Origin of the sequence: Glutamicibacter sp. FR1 (assembly GCF_047300825.1) — a bacterium.
Lineage (GTDB): Bacteria > Actinomycetota > Actinomycetes > Actinomycetales > Micrococcaceae > Glutamicibacter > Glutamicibacter nicotianae.
The window spans coordinates 1201757-1218339 of record NZ_CP178602.1 but is presented as its reverse complement, the minus strand read 5'-3'; the positions used below and the strand labels follow the sequence as shown (position 1 = coordinate 1218339).

The following is a 16583-nucleotide window of genomic DNA, read 5'->3' as shown; positions in this document are numbered from 1 at the left end:
GACCTTCAAGCTTAACTTTAAGGCGTGTCGCGCGAGCTTCGGGAATTACCCAATTCAAGGCCTGTATTCCGCTGAAACCAAACGTCCGATTTCTATGAGGAGAAATCCTCTGGATCAATGTTGTCCAAGAATTCCCGGAATTCCCGCATTTGCTCTTCGGGCGCTTCTTCGCCGTCTGACTCGTTTTCGATCGCCACTCCTGCTTCCTCCAGGACATCCTCGGCGCACATGATGGGGCACTGCGCGCGCACGGCCAGCGCCACCGCATCAGAGGAACGCGAATCCACGCGTTTGCCGTTGGAGAGGACGAGTTCGGCGACGAATACGGCGTTGTGCACCGAGACGATTTCGATCCGTTCAAGTTTCACGCCCATGCTTTCAATGACGCTGATCAACAGGTCGTGAGTCATCGGACGCGGCGGTGTGAGCCCTTGCTCGGACATGGCAATGGCCGAAGCCTCGGGCGCGCCAATCCACAGCGGCAGGTAGAGATTCCACTCTGGATACTTGAGCAGCAGCAGCGGCTGATTCGCCGGCAATTGAATACGGATCCCTGCAAACTCCAGTTCCAGCATGCTAGCCCCTTAGAGTTGTGGTTTCCTGTTGGAATTCAGCCTAGCGATCTAGTTGGGAAATAGCACGTTGCACTAGGGCTTCGTGAATTTCCAGGCACTGGCGGGAGATTTCCTGGGCCTCTTCCGCGGCACGGGCGCGGGCGGAAACTTCCGGCTTTTTCAGTTCGTTGCCGACAATCGATTCGATTAGCGAGAACTCGCGATCGGCCGCTGTGCGGAACTGCCGCAGATGGCGAGGCTCGACGCCGTGACCGGCCAGCTGTACCGCCGACTTGGTGACCTTGATGCTGCTGGCGTCGAACAGCCCAGCCAACGGTTCGATCAAGCCGAACTTGATCAATTCGCCGATGAGATCCTCACTGGCGCCGGTCAGCCCCTGCAGCTCAGCCATGGAGACCGAACGGGCCTTTCGCTCCACGGCCTCTGCCATGTCGTTGTTGACTGCCTTGGGAGCCACCAGGGCTCCCCCAGGCAATGCCGCCGGTGCTTCACCGCGGTCCACCGAGTCAAGGTGGTCCTTGATGACCTTCAAAGGCAGGTACTGGTCGCGTTGCACGGACAGGATGAAACGCAAGCGGCTCACGTCCGACGCGGAATACTTCCGGTATCCGGCTGAAGTGCGTTGTGGGATGATCAAACCCTTGTCTTCCAGGAAACGGATCTTGGAAGCGGTGACGCGCGGGAATTCATCCTTGAGTTCCGAGAGCACTTCGCCGATATTCAGCGCGGCCTGCCGGACCGTCTCGTGGCGTGGTGCCTCGAGTCGTGGGCTGCGGGCTGCGTCAAAGATCGGCAAAGGGTCTACACCTCGGATGTATGGATATGTCGGCGTGCTAGACGCCGGCGGACAAAACCTCGAACTCTACCAGTTTAAAGGTTGGGAACGCTTTGGTAGAAATTCAGGCGGAATTTGCCAATCTGAACTTGCACGCCGGTGCTCAATGGGATTTCGTCGATGCGGTCCCCGTTGATGTAGGTGCCGTTGAGCGATCCGATGTCGCTGAGGGTGAAGCGCTCGCCAGTACGGGAGAACTTGGCGTGACGACGCGAAACGGTTACGTCATCCAGGAAGATATCGGCGTTCGGATGCCGGCCTGCGATGCTCTCGTCGGTATCCAGCAGGAAACGCGCGCCCTTGTTCGGTCCTGAATGGGCGATAAGCAGCGCAGAACCAGCCGGAAGGGCGTTAACTGCGTTTTTCTCATCTTCACTCAGGGTGTAGATGACCGAAGGTTCAGCACCCTTGTGCGCCCCTGGAAGAGCGATATTGGTCGTCTCAGAGGCAGACTCGTTGTGCGGGTCAACCGGCCGATGTTCCGACATTGTGGGGTCCTCCAGAAAATTCTGCTTACAGTTCGTGCGTGACGACCTTGTGTTCTACGTTGGCACAGTCAGTATTACCAAACTATTTACAGATTAGCCTACTCACTGCCCAAGTGATAACAGAAAGTACATATTTTCCGATGCGCCGGATGGCCAGTGTGGCATGATGCCATTAGAGAAGAAGATGCACTGGGATCGCCAACACTTCGATCTTTTCGCACAGATGAAATCGATGCAAGGCCATATCAGGAACTTTCAGGTGAATCGTGACGAAAATACTGCTCAAGCGGGCATACGCAGCGCCCAGCGCCGAGGATGGCTACAGGATTCTGGTTGACAGGCTCTGGCCGCGCGGGCAAAGCAAGGCGGTGCTCCAGCTGGATCACTGGGCCAAGGGCATTGCGCCGAGCACCGAGCTGCGCAAAGGCTGGGATCATGACCCCGCCCGCTTTGATGAATTCGCGCAGCACTATCGCACCGAACTGAACCAGAATCCCGCAGTCGACGATTTCCTGGAATTACTCTCCCAGCATCCAGTGGTCACCTTCGTCTACGGAGCGAAGGATGAGCATACTAATCACGCGGTGGTGTTGCGTGACTATCTGCTGGATCAGCTGTCTGCTCCGTAGGAGGCACGAAGCACACGCCGTCGGCGCACACCATGTCCGAAGCGACAACCTGCTGAAGATCGAAGCTGAATTCCCCGCCCACCGTGGCACCTTTCCTCGAATAGCCCTGTCCAAGTGTTTCAACCGCGCCAGGCCAGCAAATATTCCGGATTTGAAGCTGCGACCGACTCTAGCAAGAGACCGATGGCACCGCGAAATATTCGAGGTGCCATCTTTATTCTAGGTGCCGGAAGTCAGCGCACTGCTTAGCGCTGCTCGAGCAGGATCGGTTCGAAGAAGCCGGCCAGCTCTCCGGTAGCGTCCAATGGCAGGATGCTGGCTACGTACATGTCCGGACGGACAATCACGATCGCGCCATCGCGGGAGACCTGGCGCTCCTCGAAGATATCCGAGCCTTCCAGCGTTGTGTAGACCTTCTCGTAATCCATGAGTCCGAAGTCCCCGATGTTCGGACGGAACACCATGGGCGCGTCGTTGACGTTCATCGTGGTGTAGTCCTGCTGGTAGACGACCTTGATGTCGAACAGCGCATCGGTGTCGGCTCCCTTCGGGGTGAAGCGCACCAGCGGAGACCGCTCGTCCTCCAGCAGCCAGCGCGACAGGTCGGCAATCTTCTGCGACTGCCCGATTGGCAGCTGGTCTGCGAAGACGTAGATGCGGTAGCGGCCATCGGCCCGGTGGTGGTGGCCCAGGTGCTTCGGATTGGCATCGGCCAGGCGCATGACCTGCGAGGAGCGGAAGCGCTTGCCTATAGGGAAGCCGGCAGCCAGTTCTTGGTAGTCCTTGCTGGCGGTCAGCGACGACTGCGCGTACTCGGTCATGAAGCCCGCAGGGAATGCGGCTGTGCGCACGTAGAACTCGGCAACTCCTTCCTGGCCTTCAAGCTCCTCGGGCGAGGCAGCCATGATGGAGGACCACTTCTTGTCGAAGTCGATCAGGTCCTTGGCGATCACCTTGCGTTCCTCCGAGTAGGTGCGCAGCAGGCTTTCCGGAGCCCGGCCGCAGAGCACGTAGCCGATCTTCCAGGCCAGGTTGAAGCCGTCCTGCATGGACACGTTCATGCCCTGCCCCGCCTTGGCGGAGTGGGTGTGGCAGGCATCGCCGGTGATGAACACGCGCGGTTCGCGGGTGCCGATGTCCTCGACCGCTACATCGTCGAAGCGGTCGGCCAGCCGGTGGCCCACTTCGTACACGCTGTGCCACGCAACGTCCTTGACCTCCAAGGTGTAGGAATTCAGGATCACCTTGGCGCGCTCGGTGATTTCTTCCAGCGGGGTCTCGCGGACCTTGCTGTTATCCCCTTCCGGAACTTCGCCGAGGTCGACGTAGAGGCGGAAGAGCTGCCCGCCCTCGCGCGGGATCAGCAGAATCGAGCCGGCCTTGGAATGGATGGCGCATTTGGTGCGCACGTCCGGGAAGTTGGTCAGCGCCAGGATTTCCATGACACCCGATGCGTGGTTGACCTTATCGCCCGCGAGCTTCGCGCCAATTGAGCGGCGGACGTTGCTACGGGCCCCGTCGGAACCGACCACATACTTGGCCCGCACTACGCGCTCGATGCCCTCGTTGCCATCCATGCAACCGATCAGGGTGACCTTGACGGGGTACTCCTCGCCGTCTTCGACGACCAGTTCGTTGAAATCCCAGCCGTAGTCCGGGACGGTGCGGGCTGGCGAGTTCGCGGCGAATTCAGCGAACTAGTCGATGACTCGAGCCTGGTTGACGACGAGGTGCGGGAATTCGCTGACACCCGTTGGGTCATCGGGGGTGCGGTCGGTGCGGATGATCCGCTCCGGGCTTGCCGGGTCGGGATTCCACAAGGTGGTTTCCTTGATGATATAGGCCTCGGCGGTGATGCGCTCGGCAAAGCCGAACGCCTGGAAGGTCTCGACGGTGCGCGACTGGATTCCGTCGGCCTGGCCGATTTCCAGCCGGCCCGGGCGCCGGTCGATGATGCGGGTGTGCACATCAGGGAATTGGGACAGCTGGGCGGCGGTGATGATCCCGGCCGGACCGGCGCCGACGATCAGCACATCCATTTCAGCCGGCAGCTCGGCGGGCCGATTTACGCCCGCACCAGCAGCTGGCTACACTCGTGGATCCGCCGAAATGTATCCGTTGTCGTGAAACTGCACCGTTTCATCCCCCAATTCCCCCTGGTGACCTCAGTCAATACGCTATTTGTTCAATATTAGAACGCCGTGATCTTTTTTCGCGCACTGGTCATATACGATCTGTGAGCTCACACACAAGCGGACGTAGGCGGAACCCCACGCGCTCGGGTCGCCTGATGCCCTTTGCTGCAGATGCTCCCACTGCGCGCCGGCAGACTCCCGTACTTGTTGTTCATGAAGGTTCGAACTGCACTTGAGCGCTCTGTGCACTGCTGGCCTTTGCGCAGACCACCCGGGAGCCGGGACTGTGCAGCTGGCAGCAAGCAGCGGATGAATTGGATTTCAGCTGAGCCGTGCCCACCCCGCGGCACGTTCGTCGGCTGTTCGGGCCGCGAACCGGAAAATCGAAACGGCGGCTTAAGTGGCAGATGCTGGCTGGCAGAGGGCTACTTAACCAGCTCGACGCGTCCGGCTGAAGCTGAGAGGCGATGCACTACCGCGTGCTCGCGCATTTTCTGCTGCCATCGTCGGTCATGGCTCACCGTGATCACGGTGCCCGGATAATCCACCAGTGCGGCTTCCAGCTGCTCGACCAGGACCGGGGAAAGATGGTTTGTCGGCTCGTCGAGAAGCAGCACCTGCGCCTTGGTGCTGACCGCAACGGCCAGTTCCAAGCGGCGGCGCTGGCCCACCGACAGCGCCATGGGATGCCGCAGGAAATCCTGCGGCGCAAACAAGCCAAGCCTGGCCAAGGACGCACCAGCATCCTGGACGTACTGGCTGGTGGCCGAGGCGAAAGCTTCGATCAGGCTGTCGCCGGGAAGGATCCCGATGTCCTGGCGCAGCCAAGCGCAGTGCAAGTTCGCAGCGCGCTCGATCCGCCCCGCGGTGCATTCCAGTTCGCCGGCAAGCATCTTCAACAGCGTAGATTTGCCAGCGCCGTTGGAGCCGGTGACCAGCCAACGCTCACCGAGCTTGATTTCGAAGCTGCCGGTGGACAGTTTCGGCGCGATGCTGCGCTGCGCGTTCATCACCTTCAGCAGGGTTTCACCGCTGTGCTGGCCTTCGCCGCCGCTAGGCATGGCGAATGCCAATTCGGCGGCAGGCTCAAGGGCACGGTGGGTTTCGAGTTCCTCGATACGCGACTTGGCTTGGCGAATCTTCGAGGTCGAGCCGTGGCTGGAATCGCGGGCACGGAAATTGCCGTGCCCGAAACCTGCCTTCTCCTGCTTGCGCGGGATGGCGGCAACGCGCGAAGCGTACTTGTCGACCAGATTCTGCGAACGCTCATACTCCTGGACCCAATTCTCATAGGCCACGCGGATTGCGGTTCTCTCCTGCTCCTTGGCATGCAGGTAACCGTCATAGCCGTTGCCGTAGTGCGCGAGCTGGCCATCGCTGACCTCGATGATGGACCGGGCGAAGCGCTTGAGGAACATCCGGTCGTGGCTGATCAGCACCAGGGCGCCGCGGTGCTTGTCGATGGTCCGCTCCAGCCAGTTCATGGCTGTCTCGTCAAGGTCGTTCGTCGGTTCATCCAGCAGAAGCAATTGCGCACCGGAGCACAGCACGCAGGCCAGGGCGAGACGCGAGGATTGCCCGCCGGATAGCTGCGCAACGGGCCGTTGCCGGTCCATCTGCCCCAGCCCCAGCTGCTCCAGCGCGCTGTCCAGGCGCGGCGCCAGCGAATAGCCGTCGGCGGCTTCGTACAGATCGGTAACTTTCTGCAGCTGCTGCAGGAGCCGTTGGGCCTGCTCCTCCGGGGCATCGTCGAGCCTATTGGATATGACGCGCATCAAGGTTTCCAGTTCGCGGAAGCGCTGGTGGTAGGAGTCGATCACCTGCTGCACGCTCATCGCTTGCGCGAAGCGCGGGTTCTGCGCGGCATAGGCAACGGCGCCGGGCGCGTTCATCGTGCGCTGCCCGCGGTCGGGTGCCAGATTTCCGGCGATGACACGCATCAGCGTAGATTTGCCCGAACCATTATCGCCAAGCACGGCGATGCGATCGGTAGCGGAAATGGACAGCTCGATGCCGGCGAGTACATCTCGTTCGCCGAAGCTGACCGCGATGTCCTGCAACAAGCAGACGTAATCCGGTTCGGTGTCTTGTTCGCGCCGATCGGAGGGGCGCACATTCCGGGAGTGGGTCATGGGTCATTCCTGCCTCGCACCGGTTCTGCCCGCCGGAGCAGGCTTCGGTGCTGGTGGTTGGAGGCACTCGCAGGTGCCGAGGACTTGGCGGCAGCGAAGCAGAGCTCAACGCTGGCTGGCGCCTAGAGGAAATGGATCCCAAGAATTATCGTGCCCATCGTCCAAGACTAATGCTCTGGGTTCGGTGCTGGCAAGGCTCGTGCGGCTAGAGGTCGATACTGCCTTCGATGAGCACATTCGTGGCGCCGCCCACCCAGAGCTGCCCGTCAGCCATCTCCAAATGCACTTCTCCATCGCGTCCCGCCTTGGCGCCCTGCCGGTTGACCAGCGGCGCGGTGGCATGCCCGGCGTCGATCAGCCATTGCGCGGCCGCGCCATTCAGGCTCCCGGTGACCGGATCCTCGCGCACTGCGCCGTTTTCGATGGTCAGCGCCCTCACCTCGAAGCCCCCGCCTGGCGTACTGGGTGGCAACGCGCCAAGCACCCCGATTTTCCAGCGGCCGGACCGCTGCGGAGCCTGCGCCGAGATCTCCAGGACCTGCTGCGCATCCTGCAGCAGGATGGCGGCCCAGCCTGGGCCGTTGTCCACCCATTGCGCGTCCACCACCTGCTCCGGGACGATGCCCAGGATCTGCAGCATTTCCGCCAGTTCCTGCTGCCCGATCGCGCCGGTGCGCGTCGCCGGCGGCGAGGCGAAGGACAGCAACTCGCCGTCGGTCCTGATCGGCACCAGCCCGGCACCGCATTCGGCGATCAGCTGCTTCGGGTCGCGCGGCACTCCCCCGGCCTGCAGCCAGGCGCGTGCAGTGCCCAGGGCCGGGTGTCCGGCAAACGGGTATTCGCGGTCGCGGGCGAAGATACGGAACCGGTAGTCGGCCTGCACGTGGCGTGCCGGCAGGATGAAGGTGGCCTCCGAGAGGTTGGACCACAGCGAATAGTTGCGCATCGCGTCCTCCTCCAGCCCTTCGCCATCGAGCACCACGCCCAAGGGGTTGCCCTTGTACGGGACGGCGCTGAAGACATCGACCTGCTGGAATCTGCGTTGCATTGGACCATCCTCCGGATGTTCGGGCGCCGAGTGCGCAATTGCCGGCGGGCACGGCAAAACCCCGCCAAGAATTAATCTCGACGGGGTTTTCCGATCGGTTGGTCGGGCTAGCGGGATTTGAACCCGATCTTGAACACCCATTCTGCCCCGGAATCACGCGGATTTTGCGAAAATTCAAGGAGCGATAGGAGCGTCCGAAGCCATCGAAACGACCGAAATAAAAAATCCGTGTCCAATGGACACACGCCCATCGAGGGCCACCCAACTATACATCTTGGTTAACTCTGATGTTGAGTCGTTGTGCGCCTTCTGGGACTAGTTTGAATGCTTCGTCGCGGGCGGTGTAGTAGTCGGCGTGGTTGACGGACACTCGACCGTGCTCGCCGTCCTGCTCGTAGGTGACAATAACTTCCATAAGGCGAATTCTAGTCGCATCCAACAATGGTGGCCTTAACGCAGAAAAGACCCCGCTCGATATGAGCGGGGTCAATTCGTCTATTCAGCTACATGTTTGCCGGGTTCGTCCTTGGAGGGTACGAGCCAGCCGGCGATGATTACCAGCAGAGTGGTTACAGCGCCCTGCACTTCGCCGGGTGCGTCAATTCCGAATCCGGTGAGGACCCAGAAGATGATCGTGGTTAGCGCCGCTGCTCCTGCTGCCGCGCCGGTAACTGGTCCTACAGTACGAGATGCCATTTACTTGATTCCCCTGTTCGCTTTGAGGTTGAGGTATCCGATTTCTGCGCGGACGGTCATCGGGCCTCGATCACCGTCCGCCTTGCCGTTGTAGAGGCGCTTACCGTCGTCGCCATTGGTGTCGTAGAGTTTGCGCTGTAGAGCCTTGATTGACTCGTTGCTGAAGTCGCCGTCGAGCAGGAAACGCGTGGTGTCGTAGTAGCCTCGCCCGGTTCGCGGGTCTTCCAGTTTCGATAGCCACTTCTGAAGTGCTAGACCAAGATCCTTGTCCTTGTAGCCGATGGCTTTCATGAGTTCGCGCCATGCTGCATCGGACTGGACGGTGTGCTTGTCAGTGACCTTGAGTGGCTTCTCAGGCCACGCACCAGACTTGTCCTTAGTCGGTTTCGGTTTAGGCTTTGGCGCTGGCTTAGACGGCTTGCCAGCGGGCTTCACGTCTCCAGAGATGTAAGCCTTAACATCGGCACGGAACTTACCCATGCTGAACGACGGGTCGATCTTGCGTCCGCGAGGAACAGCAACTTCCTTGTGCCCCAAAACGTCCTTGTCTACGTTGAGCTTGAACTCCTTGACTAGCTCGCCGGTAAGGGCAACGGCAGAGTTGTAAGTGTTGTCGCTGTACTTCTCACCCACACCGTTGTTCTCAATCTCGATGCCGATCGCGTTCGAGTTGTCGTGAGCGGTCTTGCCTACCTTGCCGGCGTGCCATGCGCGACCGGCTGCGAAGATGATCTGCTTGCCAGTGTTTCGCCCAATGCCGAACTGCGCAAGAGGTCCAGGCAGGCCTGGGCGACCGTTCTTTACCGTGTTATAGGAGTTGTAGTCCTTGCCGTTATCAGATCCGGCAGTGTGGTGAATGATGATCGTTGAGCAGGAATCCATGCCGCCGTGCCCGGTGTTTTTCCAGCCGGGCACTTCTTCCACGGGAAATCCGGTTTTGTTTGCGACTCGTGCGAGTCCAGTAAACATGACCATGAGGGCCACCTTTCGGGCATAAAAAAAGACCGTGTTGGCGGTCTAGTTGTTTCGGGGTTTCGTTCCCCATGTTTTGCCGAGTTCTTCAACAATGGGTTGCATTTTGTTCATTTTGTCGGTGAGGACAGCAACCCGGTATGCGGTTTCGTTGCCTTCTTTGTCTTTGGCTTTTGAGACAGCGAGATGGTCTTTGAACTCTTTGGCGAGTGCTTCAACGGTGGTCATGATCTTGTCTTGATCATCACGCATGTTCGATTGGTGGTCGTTCTCCACCTGGTGTCGCACCCGTTCAAGGATCTCAGCCTGACCATCGAGCTTCTTCGTCTGCTGCTCCATGCGCACACCGATACCGGGATTCGTCTCATCCCCCACCAAAGTATTTACCAGCGCCACGAACTTTGCGACGAACGGAAACGCCTTGAAGCACGTCCTGACAATCAGCCAAAGGATGAACAAAATCACCGCGCACGGGATCAACACCCCCGGCTGAAGCAAATCGTCAATCCAAGATGGCATCAGCACTCCTCGGCGGATTACGGGACGGCTGAAAAACATGAGTAGGCATTGTTACCTCGCTTTATAACTTTTATGCGACTGATGAAGATAAACATGGTTACGCGTGATACTGTCCCTATACATATGTTCACCACGCGTAACTACGGGGGTTGTTATGGAGTATTTTCACGAGACACGCGAACTAGCTATGGAAGAATTAGGAGTTTTCCTTAGCGTTCAGGGTTTTCCCCCCACCGAGTTCGACCTGGACGCTGCCTGCCGCTATGCTTTCGAGCAGCGTCCAGAAGCTCACATGATGTACATGCTTGCCGTGCCGGAAGAAGACCTATCCGTAGAACTCATGGCCTACCGCCTCCCAACGTCAACTCTCACCGCCTAGTAATCGGCGTGGAACACTGCCACGGACTCCGTGGTAATCATCTGGGTGGACGACGAGGGCAGCCCTGTAGCGTTGGTCAATGCCAGCCGTGCCCCGTTTACGCTGATCGTTGCCGCCGATAACGCCGGAGAATTCACCGAAGTGATTGCCCCAGTGACGATGTCAACAATGCTCAAAGTAGACGCTATGGCGGTGATCGTTGGTATTGCTCGCATGGTTGTGGTGAATCTGATCGGGATTGATACGCGTGTGCTTGTTGCGGGGCCGGAGGTACCAGCGGTGACACGGTATGCGTACCTGTCGCACAAGAGTCGGTCTTCCACTTCTGGCCGGATAGTGAACCCATCATTTCTTGGACGGTCAAAGCCTAATGACAATTGGGCATAATTGACCGTATAGACTCCAATCACGCTTGGCTTTGAGAAAACCTGCACTGGGACTGTACTGGTCGCCAAATCGGGGATCATGATTGAATGCGTGGTTGTCACCTGGACCGATTCACCTTTAAGCTGCACCGGGCGCAGGTCATCACCAATGCCAACATAGATCGTTGCCCCGGCAGGTCCAGTATGCACGGTGGAGAGGATAGCGAACGCTTGCCCGTACCGTTCCGACTCTTCAACGTACTGTGTCACCGCAACGTTAACGCCTGGGTCCATGCTGATAATGTCCAATTTCAAAGCTGGTTTGCTCCGCAACCATTTCGGGATCTCGATACCAGACGGTCCAGCCCCCTTGGAAACGGTGCCGGCGACGATGCCCGTTTTGCTGATCTTCCAGCGGTTTGCCACATATGGGATTGTCGGCAGTGCGCCGATGTCCATGCTGGTGCCGTAGTCCCAAAATCGGAAGCCAGCGTTGTAAAGCGCGTTGGGGTGAGAGTGCTTTGCCATTACGCTGTAACCTCCATGTCAGTGTGATCGGTCGTTTCAATTAGCCCCAGGCCGGCCACGGCGATGGGGATTACCCCCTGCACGGCGAATACAGTGCCGTCACCGTTGTTGGACCAAAGGGTCTGATATCCCGTGGTTAGCAGTGCGCCACGGTCAGGTTCGATGATCGCCCGAATAATGTCGAAAGACATCTCGTAATGGGCCGGATAGTGGGCCTTCTTGAACGCCAGTAACTCTCCTGCGCCTTGCGAGTCGTAGTAACCGCCGAACGCGTAGTCCACACCGTCACCATTGGGATTGATTCGGAAGTATCCTGGCCAGCAAGTGAACCGGCCTTGCAGGTTGTAGTCCGCGATGAAATCCGCCGGTCCCGAAGTCGTTAGATGTTGCAGCGACGTGAGGTGTTCGTATGCGGTCTTGATCGCGGTCAGGTTGTACCCGGTATGCCAGAGTGCGGTCAGCGCGTACTCCATCGAATCCGATTCGATGGTTCCCGATCCAGCTCCGTCACCGCTTCGATGGAATGCGTTGGTACCTTGCGGACCAGTCGATTGCAGCGGGAAACGTTCGGTTGCTGTGCCTGCTGCCAACGCCTCCGCAGTGGCTTTGGTCGCATAGTAGTCGTAGTAGCCGGTCAGTGTGGTTGCCATGAAATCTCGGACTGGCAGAGCTGCTGACCGATACGACTCATCCTCGGTCACATCGGAAAGTCGGTACAGTGCGTGCACCGCCACGAGCGACCATGCCGAGGAAGTCACAGTGATCTGCCCTGATGACCCCACCCGGTCGCAAATGATCGCAGCCCCTACACCGGGCTCAGTGACGTTGTGCCCATACAGAGACATGTAGAGCGGGTTCGGGTTGATCAGCATCAGCAGGAATGTGCCGCCTCGTTTCGCTGATTCCAGCCATTGTCCCACGCCCCAGACTTCGTACGCTGCCAGGAGTCCCTTCACGTCCTGCCCGGTCCCTAATGCTGAATAGAGGACCTGCCCTGGTGCTGCCATGAACCCGCCGAATTGTGGCAGGGTAGGGTTTTGGCATTGCATGGCCATGAGGGTTTCGGCAATCCGCATGGCGATTGGCTTGGCCGCGTCTGCACGTTCGGGGAATTCGCGTGCCATCTCTGCGACGTACTGCAACGCGATTCCCGCGCCGGTGGACTGGGGTTGCTCGTCGACTGCGTCTACTTCGAATACGGTAGGGGCATCGGCGGACGTCTTGCGCAGGCGGAGACGGCGAAGCAAGGCCATGAGGTTGTGGTCCCCACGGTCATTTGCAATTTCGGTACTCAACCACGCAAGAATGCGGTCAGCCAGCGCGAGCCGTCGGGTACGGTCTAGCTTTGAGAACTCGCCGTGCAGGTAGTCGTGGGTCTGAGTGCCTGGGGAGGACGCGTAGGTGGCTACCGCCTCGTCAGCTTCGACCGTTCCTGTACCGGGCAGGCCGGTCGGAATTGTCAGGTCGAGTTCCTGCCCCCCGGTCACGTTTCGAACCAGTGCGGTAGCGGCGGTTCCTGGCTGGCCGGTGGTTACTGTCCCAATGGTCAGGTTCAGCCCTGGGCCGGTCGGACCAGTCGCACCTGTAGCCCCAGTTGATCCTTTGTCGCCCTTCTCTGCGATCTGTTGCCAAGCTTCCCACACTCCGGCGTTCTTGCGCCGCCAATACTGGTGTACGGCGTAGAGCTGGGATCGCCAGAGCTGCATGTGCCCGCCTTGATCCCACCCGCCAGCAACATGATAATGGTCGAGCTCCCCGCCCTCAGCACGAGGCGTGTTCGCAGTAGAAGAACCTGTAGGGAACGTCCCAGTACGCGTCACCGTGTTAGCGTCCGTGATCAGTGGCCTCTGCCATTTCGCGTCATCAGCCTTCGCGGTAGCATCTGCTGCTGCGGATGCGAGAGTAACAGTGTCACGATTGTCTGCGTAAGATTTAGCGTTCGACTCTGCGGTGTTCGCCTTGGTGGTGGCGTCAGACTTAGCGGCGGTCAACGTCGCAGTATCCCCGTTGTCTGCGTAGGATTTCGCACTGCCCTCCGCAGCCGCAATCTGCGCGTCCGCACTATCAGCCAGAACCCGGAAATCGTCAGCCAACGCAGACGGCGAGGAACCGTCTTTGATCTTGTCGTCTGAGGTGGGGTAAACAAGTCCTCGCGTCGTATTTCCCGCCATGTGCGCTCCTTAAAACACGTATGGCCCCACCAGATGGTGAGGCCACACAAGATGATTCGTTTATTCGTTGTTGAACTCCGCGTAAGACTGCGGTAGCGGTCCAAGAGCCTGCCACTGCGCATAGGACAAGTCTGCTTCGAGTGTCTGGTTGTATTGTGCGTAAGTCATCGAGTCGCGGGCCACGTCGATGACTCTCACCCCTAGTTCCATGCTCAACCCGCTAGTGTCGTGCCCGGTGGAAACGCTGGTGATCAGAGCCGTCAGTGTCACGCCGAACAAGTCAGACTGGATGTTGATAACGTCACCCAACTGCAAACGCGGGTCAGGCACAATCGACAGGCCAGTGATCACAGGCTCAGGAACCGCCGTCTGACCAGCAATATAATCAGCAACACGCAACGGGATCTCAGTCGAATCCGTGCGCCCCATCCAAACCCCAGCATCATGCACCAACTCGGGACCAGGGCCACCAGCGCCAGTCGCAACCGCTTTCTGGTCGATATACTCAATCAGTCCACGACCAACGAGACGCGGCAACTCCATGTCCCTGTTCTTAGGCCACAAGTTCGTGTTAATTGGGGAAGTTTTGATAACGCCCTCAACATTGGAAGCCCAATTACCAGCAACATACTTCACAAGTGCTTTCTGAGGACCCAACTGGGCAGTCGTTATCGTCGCCGACAGTCCAATGAGTTCCGTTTCGCCGCCGTCAGCGGAGAAATACATGCCAACCAAAGAGTATTCTGGCTGGTTGGCCGAACCCCAAATGCCGACCGTCCCACCAACCTCCAAGAAGTCGTATGACGGCATGATCCAGTGCGTCCCAGATTCTGGTTCCAAGAAAATTTCTGCTTCATCCTGGGACTTCAACGACTGCGACCCACCGCCACGAGCCAAAACAGTGGTGCGCCAACGCGACCTGGTGATAGATGGCCTCTGATACTTCACCGTTACTTTCGACGCGGTAGACAGTAGCCCGTCTTCCCAATCCAGTGACAGCACATCTTCAAGGGTTGTCACCGTGCGCACTGGGGCGCGTCCACGTAAGGCATCAGACGGTGCCCACTGGAACACACCAGTTTCGTCAATCCACATTGCCGACAACGTTGCCTTGCCAATCTCATTCAAAAGATCCGCTGCCGTTTGATCCTCAATGGCCGGTGAAGCATCAATGATCCCAGACAAGATGAGGCTGGTCGTGTCCAATCGTGCGGACGCAACCCATGTTGTTGACGCATGTTCATGGGTTGCGGTTGCTGGGAGGCTTGCTTGGAACCCGCCAACGCTCGCATTAGCGTCAGTATTTACACGGATCTTAGACAAGCCAGACCCCGAAGTGGTGAACGCGCCAGAAGCCGTCGCACCCTTATCAGTTCGCAAACTAATCGTGCCCGACTTAGCGAGCAAACTAACCACAGTCCCCGCACCCATGACGACACGGCACACTTCCACTCCACGAACTAGGGCTATTGCCGTTCGTGCAGAGTTGACACTCAAACGAATATGGTCAGTAGCGCTGCCATAATCCATGTAGAAGTCCGCTGCACCAGTGTGACCGGGTGCGATCAAAACAGACATTTGCACAGTCGTACCCATCACAGGGTTCTTCGCCGGCAAATACACGGCACCACCATTAGAACGGCCTAAACCCCACGGCGTGACAGTGTTCAACGCTGACCCGCTGGTGGACTCCAACAGCCCGTAATGCGGCCACCAAGAACCCTGCATAGGGGCAGAAAGCAAAGTGTCATACTCGCGGTTAGGAGTCGAGTAGAACCGTGCTTCACGCAACGCATAATCCACAAAATAGAGTGGGTGCAAACCAATCGAACGGTACGGGTCAGTACCGCCCAAAGCCAACGGTGGCATGGAACGCAACAGTGCTTGATGCTCCACATCAGCAGAAGTGCGGTCGTAATCATCAATCAGAGTGGATTGGAACCCGCCACCAACACTGCCCGTAGTCCGGTCAATCAGACCATGAAACAGTTTCCACTCAGTCACTCCGTCGCCAACGAAGATCTCTATACGGTCGCCACGCTTAGGCAACCATTCAGGAGGGTTCCACGGTTGCATCGGAGAACTGGTGACGTCTGTTTCTCGGAACCAAGTGACAGATCCGGTCGCCTGAGTAACCCCTGAAACTGCGACAACCTGCGCTGGCAGATCCCCAGAAAGTTCACGGTCAGTAGCCCATGAGCCGTAGCGTTGAACGCCATTCACAAGAATGCGGGTGGAGAATGCCTGTACGTCACCGCCAGATAACGAGCCTGCCTGCACTATCCCACCTCCATCACAGTGAAGCTGACGTTAGAGTAAGTGTTCCCCGGTACCGCGAGCACCTGATCACGCGACATAGACGACACAACCGCCTTCAAGCAGCCCTGACCTTCTCCAAAAGGTTGCAAAGAATCAGTCCACGTGACAGACGGCCACGCAGCCTGCTGAGTAGCAGAGTTCACCAGCACACGACACGACACCGCATTAGCTGGTGGCGTGACAGTCAACCACGACCGGACAACATTCGTCGCACCAGCAGTCACCGACGAATACGACGTGCCCAATGAGCCACCCGCCGAATCGTAGAAAGCCACACCCGCAGCACCACCACTGCCACGCACATACGCTCCAACAGTAATCTTTCCCGAAGGTGGCACCGGAACAAGATCCTTGCCTAAGAACAACCCGTTACTGGTGCTCTTGATCAAGGATCGTGCAGCCCAACCGTCAGGAGTCCACAATGGTGACCCCTCAGTCACAGTCACACCACTCGTCAAAACAAACTCACCCGGAGCAGATAACGACGCGCCCGGAGTAAGAATATTCGACGCGGGAGCATCAGCCGGCAGGAAAACAAACGGCCCATGACCCCACGCGCCATTAGCGAACTGCGACAACAGGGAGTGTTCGGCTGGTGTGGTCGCGTCCGAAGTCTGCAAGCTCCACGTGCGTCGGCCAACAGGACGAACCTGCGCCTTACGCCGCCCCTCTAACGTCACCGACGGCGTGTAGCGTTCCTCAGACTGCACGTTCTGAGACGCAGGGCATTTGATACCGATCATCCGACCGAGACTGCCAAGATAGATCAAGATGACTCCTAAAATAGAAGTG

The 16583-nt window shown here is 58.5% G+C and carries 13 protein-coding genes and 1 pseudogene; 1 reads left to right on the top strand and 13 read right to left on the bottom strand.

The window, feature by feature from the left end; all coding sequences use genetic code 11:
- Positions 1-92: 92 nt before the first annotated feature.
- The 3 genes from ACLQ8T_RS05900 to ACLQ8T_RS05890 form a co-directional block, all read right to left on the bottom strand.
- Positions 93-575, bottom strand: coding sequence for a bifunctional nuclease family protein (locus tag ACLQ8T_RS05900; RefSeq protein ID WP_413456011.1), 483 nt, complete (start codon positions 573-575; stop codon positions 93-95).
- 40 nt (positions 576-615) lie between these two features.
- Entirely contained in the window at positions 616-1371 is a 756-nt protein-coding gene (locus tag ACLQ8T_RS05895) for a MerR family transcriptional regulator (protein WP_413456010.1), read from the bottom strand.
- Between the two features lie 74 nt (positions 1372-1445).
- A complete protein-coding gene (locus tag ACLQ8T_RS05890; protein ID WP_038990347.1) occupies positions 1446-1898 on the bottom strand; it encodes an FHA domain-containing protein in 453 nt (150 codons plus the stop codon).
- Between the two features lie 266 nt (positions 1899-2164).
- On the opposite strand from ACLQ8T_RS05890, the gene ACLQ8T_RS05885 reads away from it, so the two are divergent.
- On the top strand, positions 2165-2527 hold the full coding sequence (locus tag ACLQ8T_RS05885) for a DUF488 domain-containing protein (protein ID WP_413456009.1): 363 nt from the start codon (positions 2165-2167) through the stop codon (positions 2525-2527).
- A gap of 245 nt (positions 2528-2772) precedes the next feature.
- On the opposite strand, the pseudogene ACLQ8T_RS05880 reads toward ACLQ8T_RS05885, so the two are convergent.
- From ACLQ8T_RS05880 to ACLQ8T_RS05835, 10 genes and pseudogenes are all read right to left on the bottom strand, one after another.
- Positions 2773-4662: pseudogene (locus tag ACLQ8T_RS05880) on the bottom strand (FAD-dependent monooxygenase).
- A gap of 425 nt (positions 4663-5087) precedes the next feature.
- Positions 5088-6794 carry a ribosomal protection-like ABC-F family protein gene (gene abc-f, locus ACLQ8T_RS05875; RefSeq protein ID WP_413456008.1) on the bottom strand — a complete coding sequence of 569 codons (1707 nt, stop codon included), beginning with the start codon at positions 6792-6794 and terminating at the stop codon, positions 5088-5090.
- Between the two features lie 205 nt (positions 6795-6999).
- Positions 7000-7842, bottom strand: a complete 843-nt coding sequence (locus tag ACLQ8T_RS05870; protein ID WP_204721513.1) for a PhzF family phenazine biosynthesis protein — start codon at positions 7840-7842, stop codon at positions 7000-7002.
- A 265-nt stretch (positions 7843-8107) separates the two neighbouring features.
- Positions 8108-8257 (bottom strand): hypothetical protein, encoded by a 150-nt coding sequence (locus ACLQ8T_RS05865; protein ID WP_413456007.1) that lies wholly within the window; start codon positions 8255-8257, stop codon positions 8108-8110.
- Between the two features lie 80 nt (positions 8258-8337).
- Positions 8338-8538: a hypothetical protein gene (locus ACLQ8T_RS05860; RefSeq protein ID WP_413456006.1), complete on the bottom strand. Its 201-nt coding sequence runs from the start codon at positions 8536-8538 to the stop codon at positions 8338-8340.
- Complete coding sequence (locus ACLQ8T_RS05855; protein ID WP_413456005.1) at positions 8539-9513, bottom strand: N-acetylmuramoyl-L-alanine amidase; 975 nt, start codon at positions 9511-9513, stop codon at positions 8539-8541. It abuts the gene before it with no gap.
- 42 nt (positions 9514-9555) lie between these two features.
- Complete coding sequence (locus ACLQ8T_RS05850) at positions 9556-10029, bottom strand: hypothetical protein (protein WP_413456004.1); 474 nt, start codon at positions 10027-10029, stop codon at positions 9556-9558.
- A 375-nt stretch (positions 10030-10404) separates the two neighbouring features.
- Entirely contained in the window at positions 10405-11301 is an 897-nt protein-coding gene (locus tag ACLQ8T_RS05845; protein WP_413456003.1) for a hypothetical protein, read from the bottom strand.
- On the bottom strand, positions 11301-13472 hold the full coding sequence (locus ACLQ8T_RS05840) for a pyocin knob domain-containing protein (protein ID WP_413456002.1): 2172 nt from the start codon (positions 13470-13472) through the stop codon (positions 11301-11303). The genes ACLQ8T_RS05845 and ACLQ8T_RS05840 overlap by 1 nt, the downstream gene beginning before the upstream one ends.
- Before the next feature lie 60 nt (positions 13473-13532).
- A complete protein-coding gene (locus tag ACLQ8T_RS05835) occupies positions 13533-15752 on the bottom strand; it encodes a hypothetical protein (protein WP_413456001.1) in 2220 nt (739 codons plus the stop codon).
- Between the last annotated feature and the right edge of the window lie 831 nt (positions 15753-16583).

Bases quoted from the DNA above. Each gene is read 5' to 3' on its own strand.
- ACLQ8T_RS05900 (WP_413456011.1), bottom strand. From the start codon at position 575: ATGCTGGAACTGGAGTTTGCAGGGATCCGTATTCAATTGCCGGCGAAT.
- ACLQ8T_RS05890 (WP_038990347.1), bottom strand. From the start codon at position 1,898: ATGTCGGAACATCGGCCGGTTGACCCGCACAACGAGTCTGCCTCTGAG.
- abc-f (WP_413456008.1), bottom strand. From the start codon at position 6,794: ATGACCCACTCCCGGAATGTGCGCCCCTCCGATCGGCGCGAACAAGAC.
- ACLQ8T_RS05870 (WP_204721513.1), bottom strand. From the start codon at position 7,842: ATGCAACGCAGATTCCAGCAGGTCGATGTCTTCAGCGCCGTCCCGTAC.
- ACLQ8T_RS05865 (WP_413456007.1), bottom strand. From the start codon at position 8,257: ATGGAAGTTATTGTCACCTACGAGCAGGACGGCGAGCACGGTCGAGTG.
- ACLQ8T_RS05860 (WP_413456006.1), bottom strand. From the start codon at position 8,538: ATGGCATCTCGTACTGTAGGACCAGTTACCGGCGCGGCAGCAGGAGCA.
- ACLQ8T_RS05855 (WP_413456005.1), bottom strand. From the start codon at position 9,513: ATGGTCATGTTTACTGGACTCGCACGAGTCGCAAACAAAACCGGATTT.
- ACLQ8T_RS05850 (WP_413456004.1), bottom strand. From the start codon at position 10,029: ATGCCATCTTGGATTGACGATTTGCTTCAGCCGGGGGTGTTGATCCCG.
- ACLQ8T_RS05845 (WP_413456003.1), bottom strand. From the start codon at position 11,301: ATGGCAAAGCACTCTCACCCCAACGCGCTTTACAACGCTGGCTTCCGA.
- ACLQ8T_RS05840 (WP_413456002.1), bottom strand. From the start codon at position 13,472: ATGGCGGGAAATACGACGCGAGGACTTGTTTACCCCACCTCAGACGAC.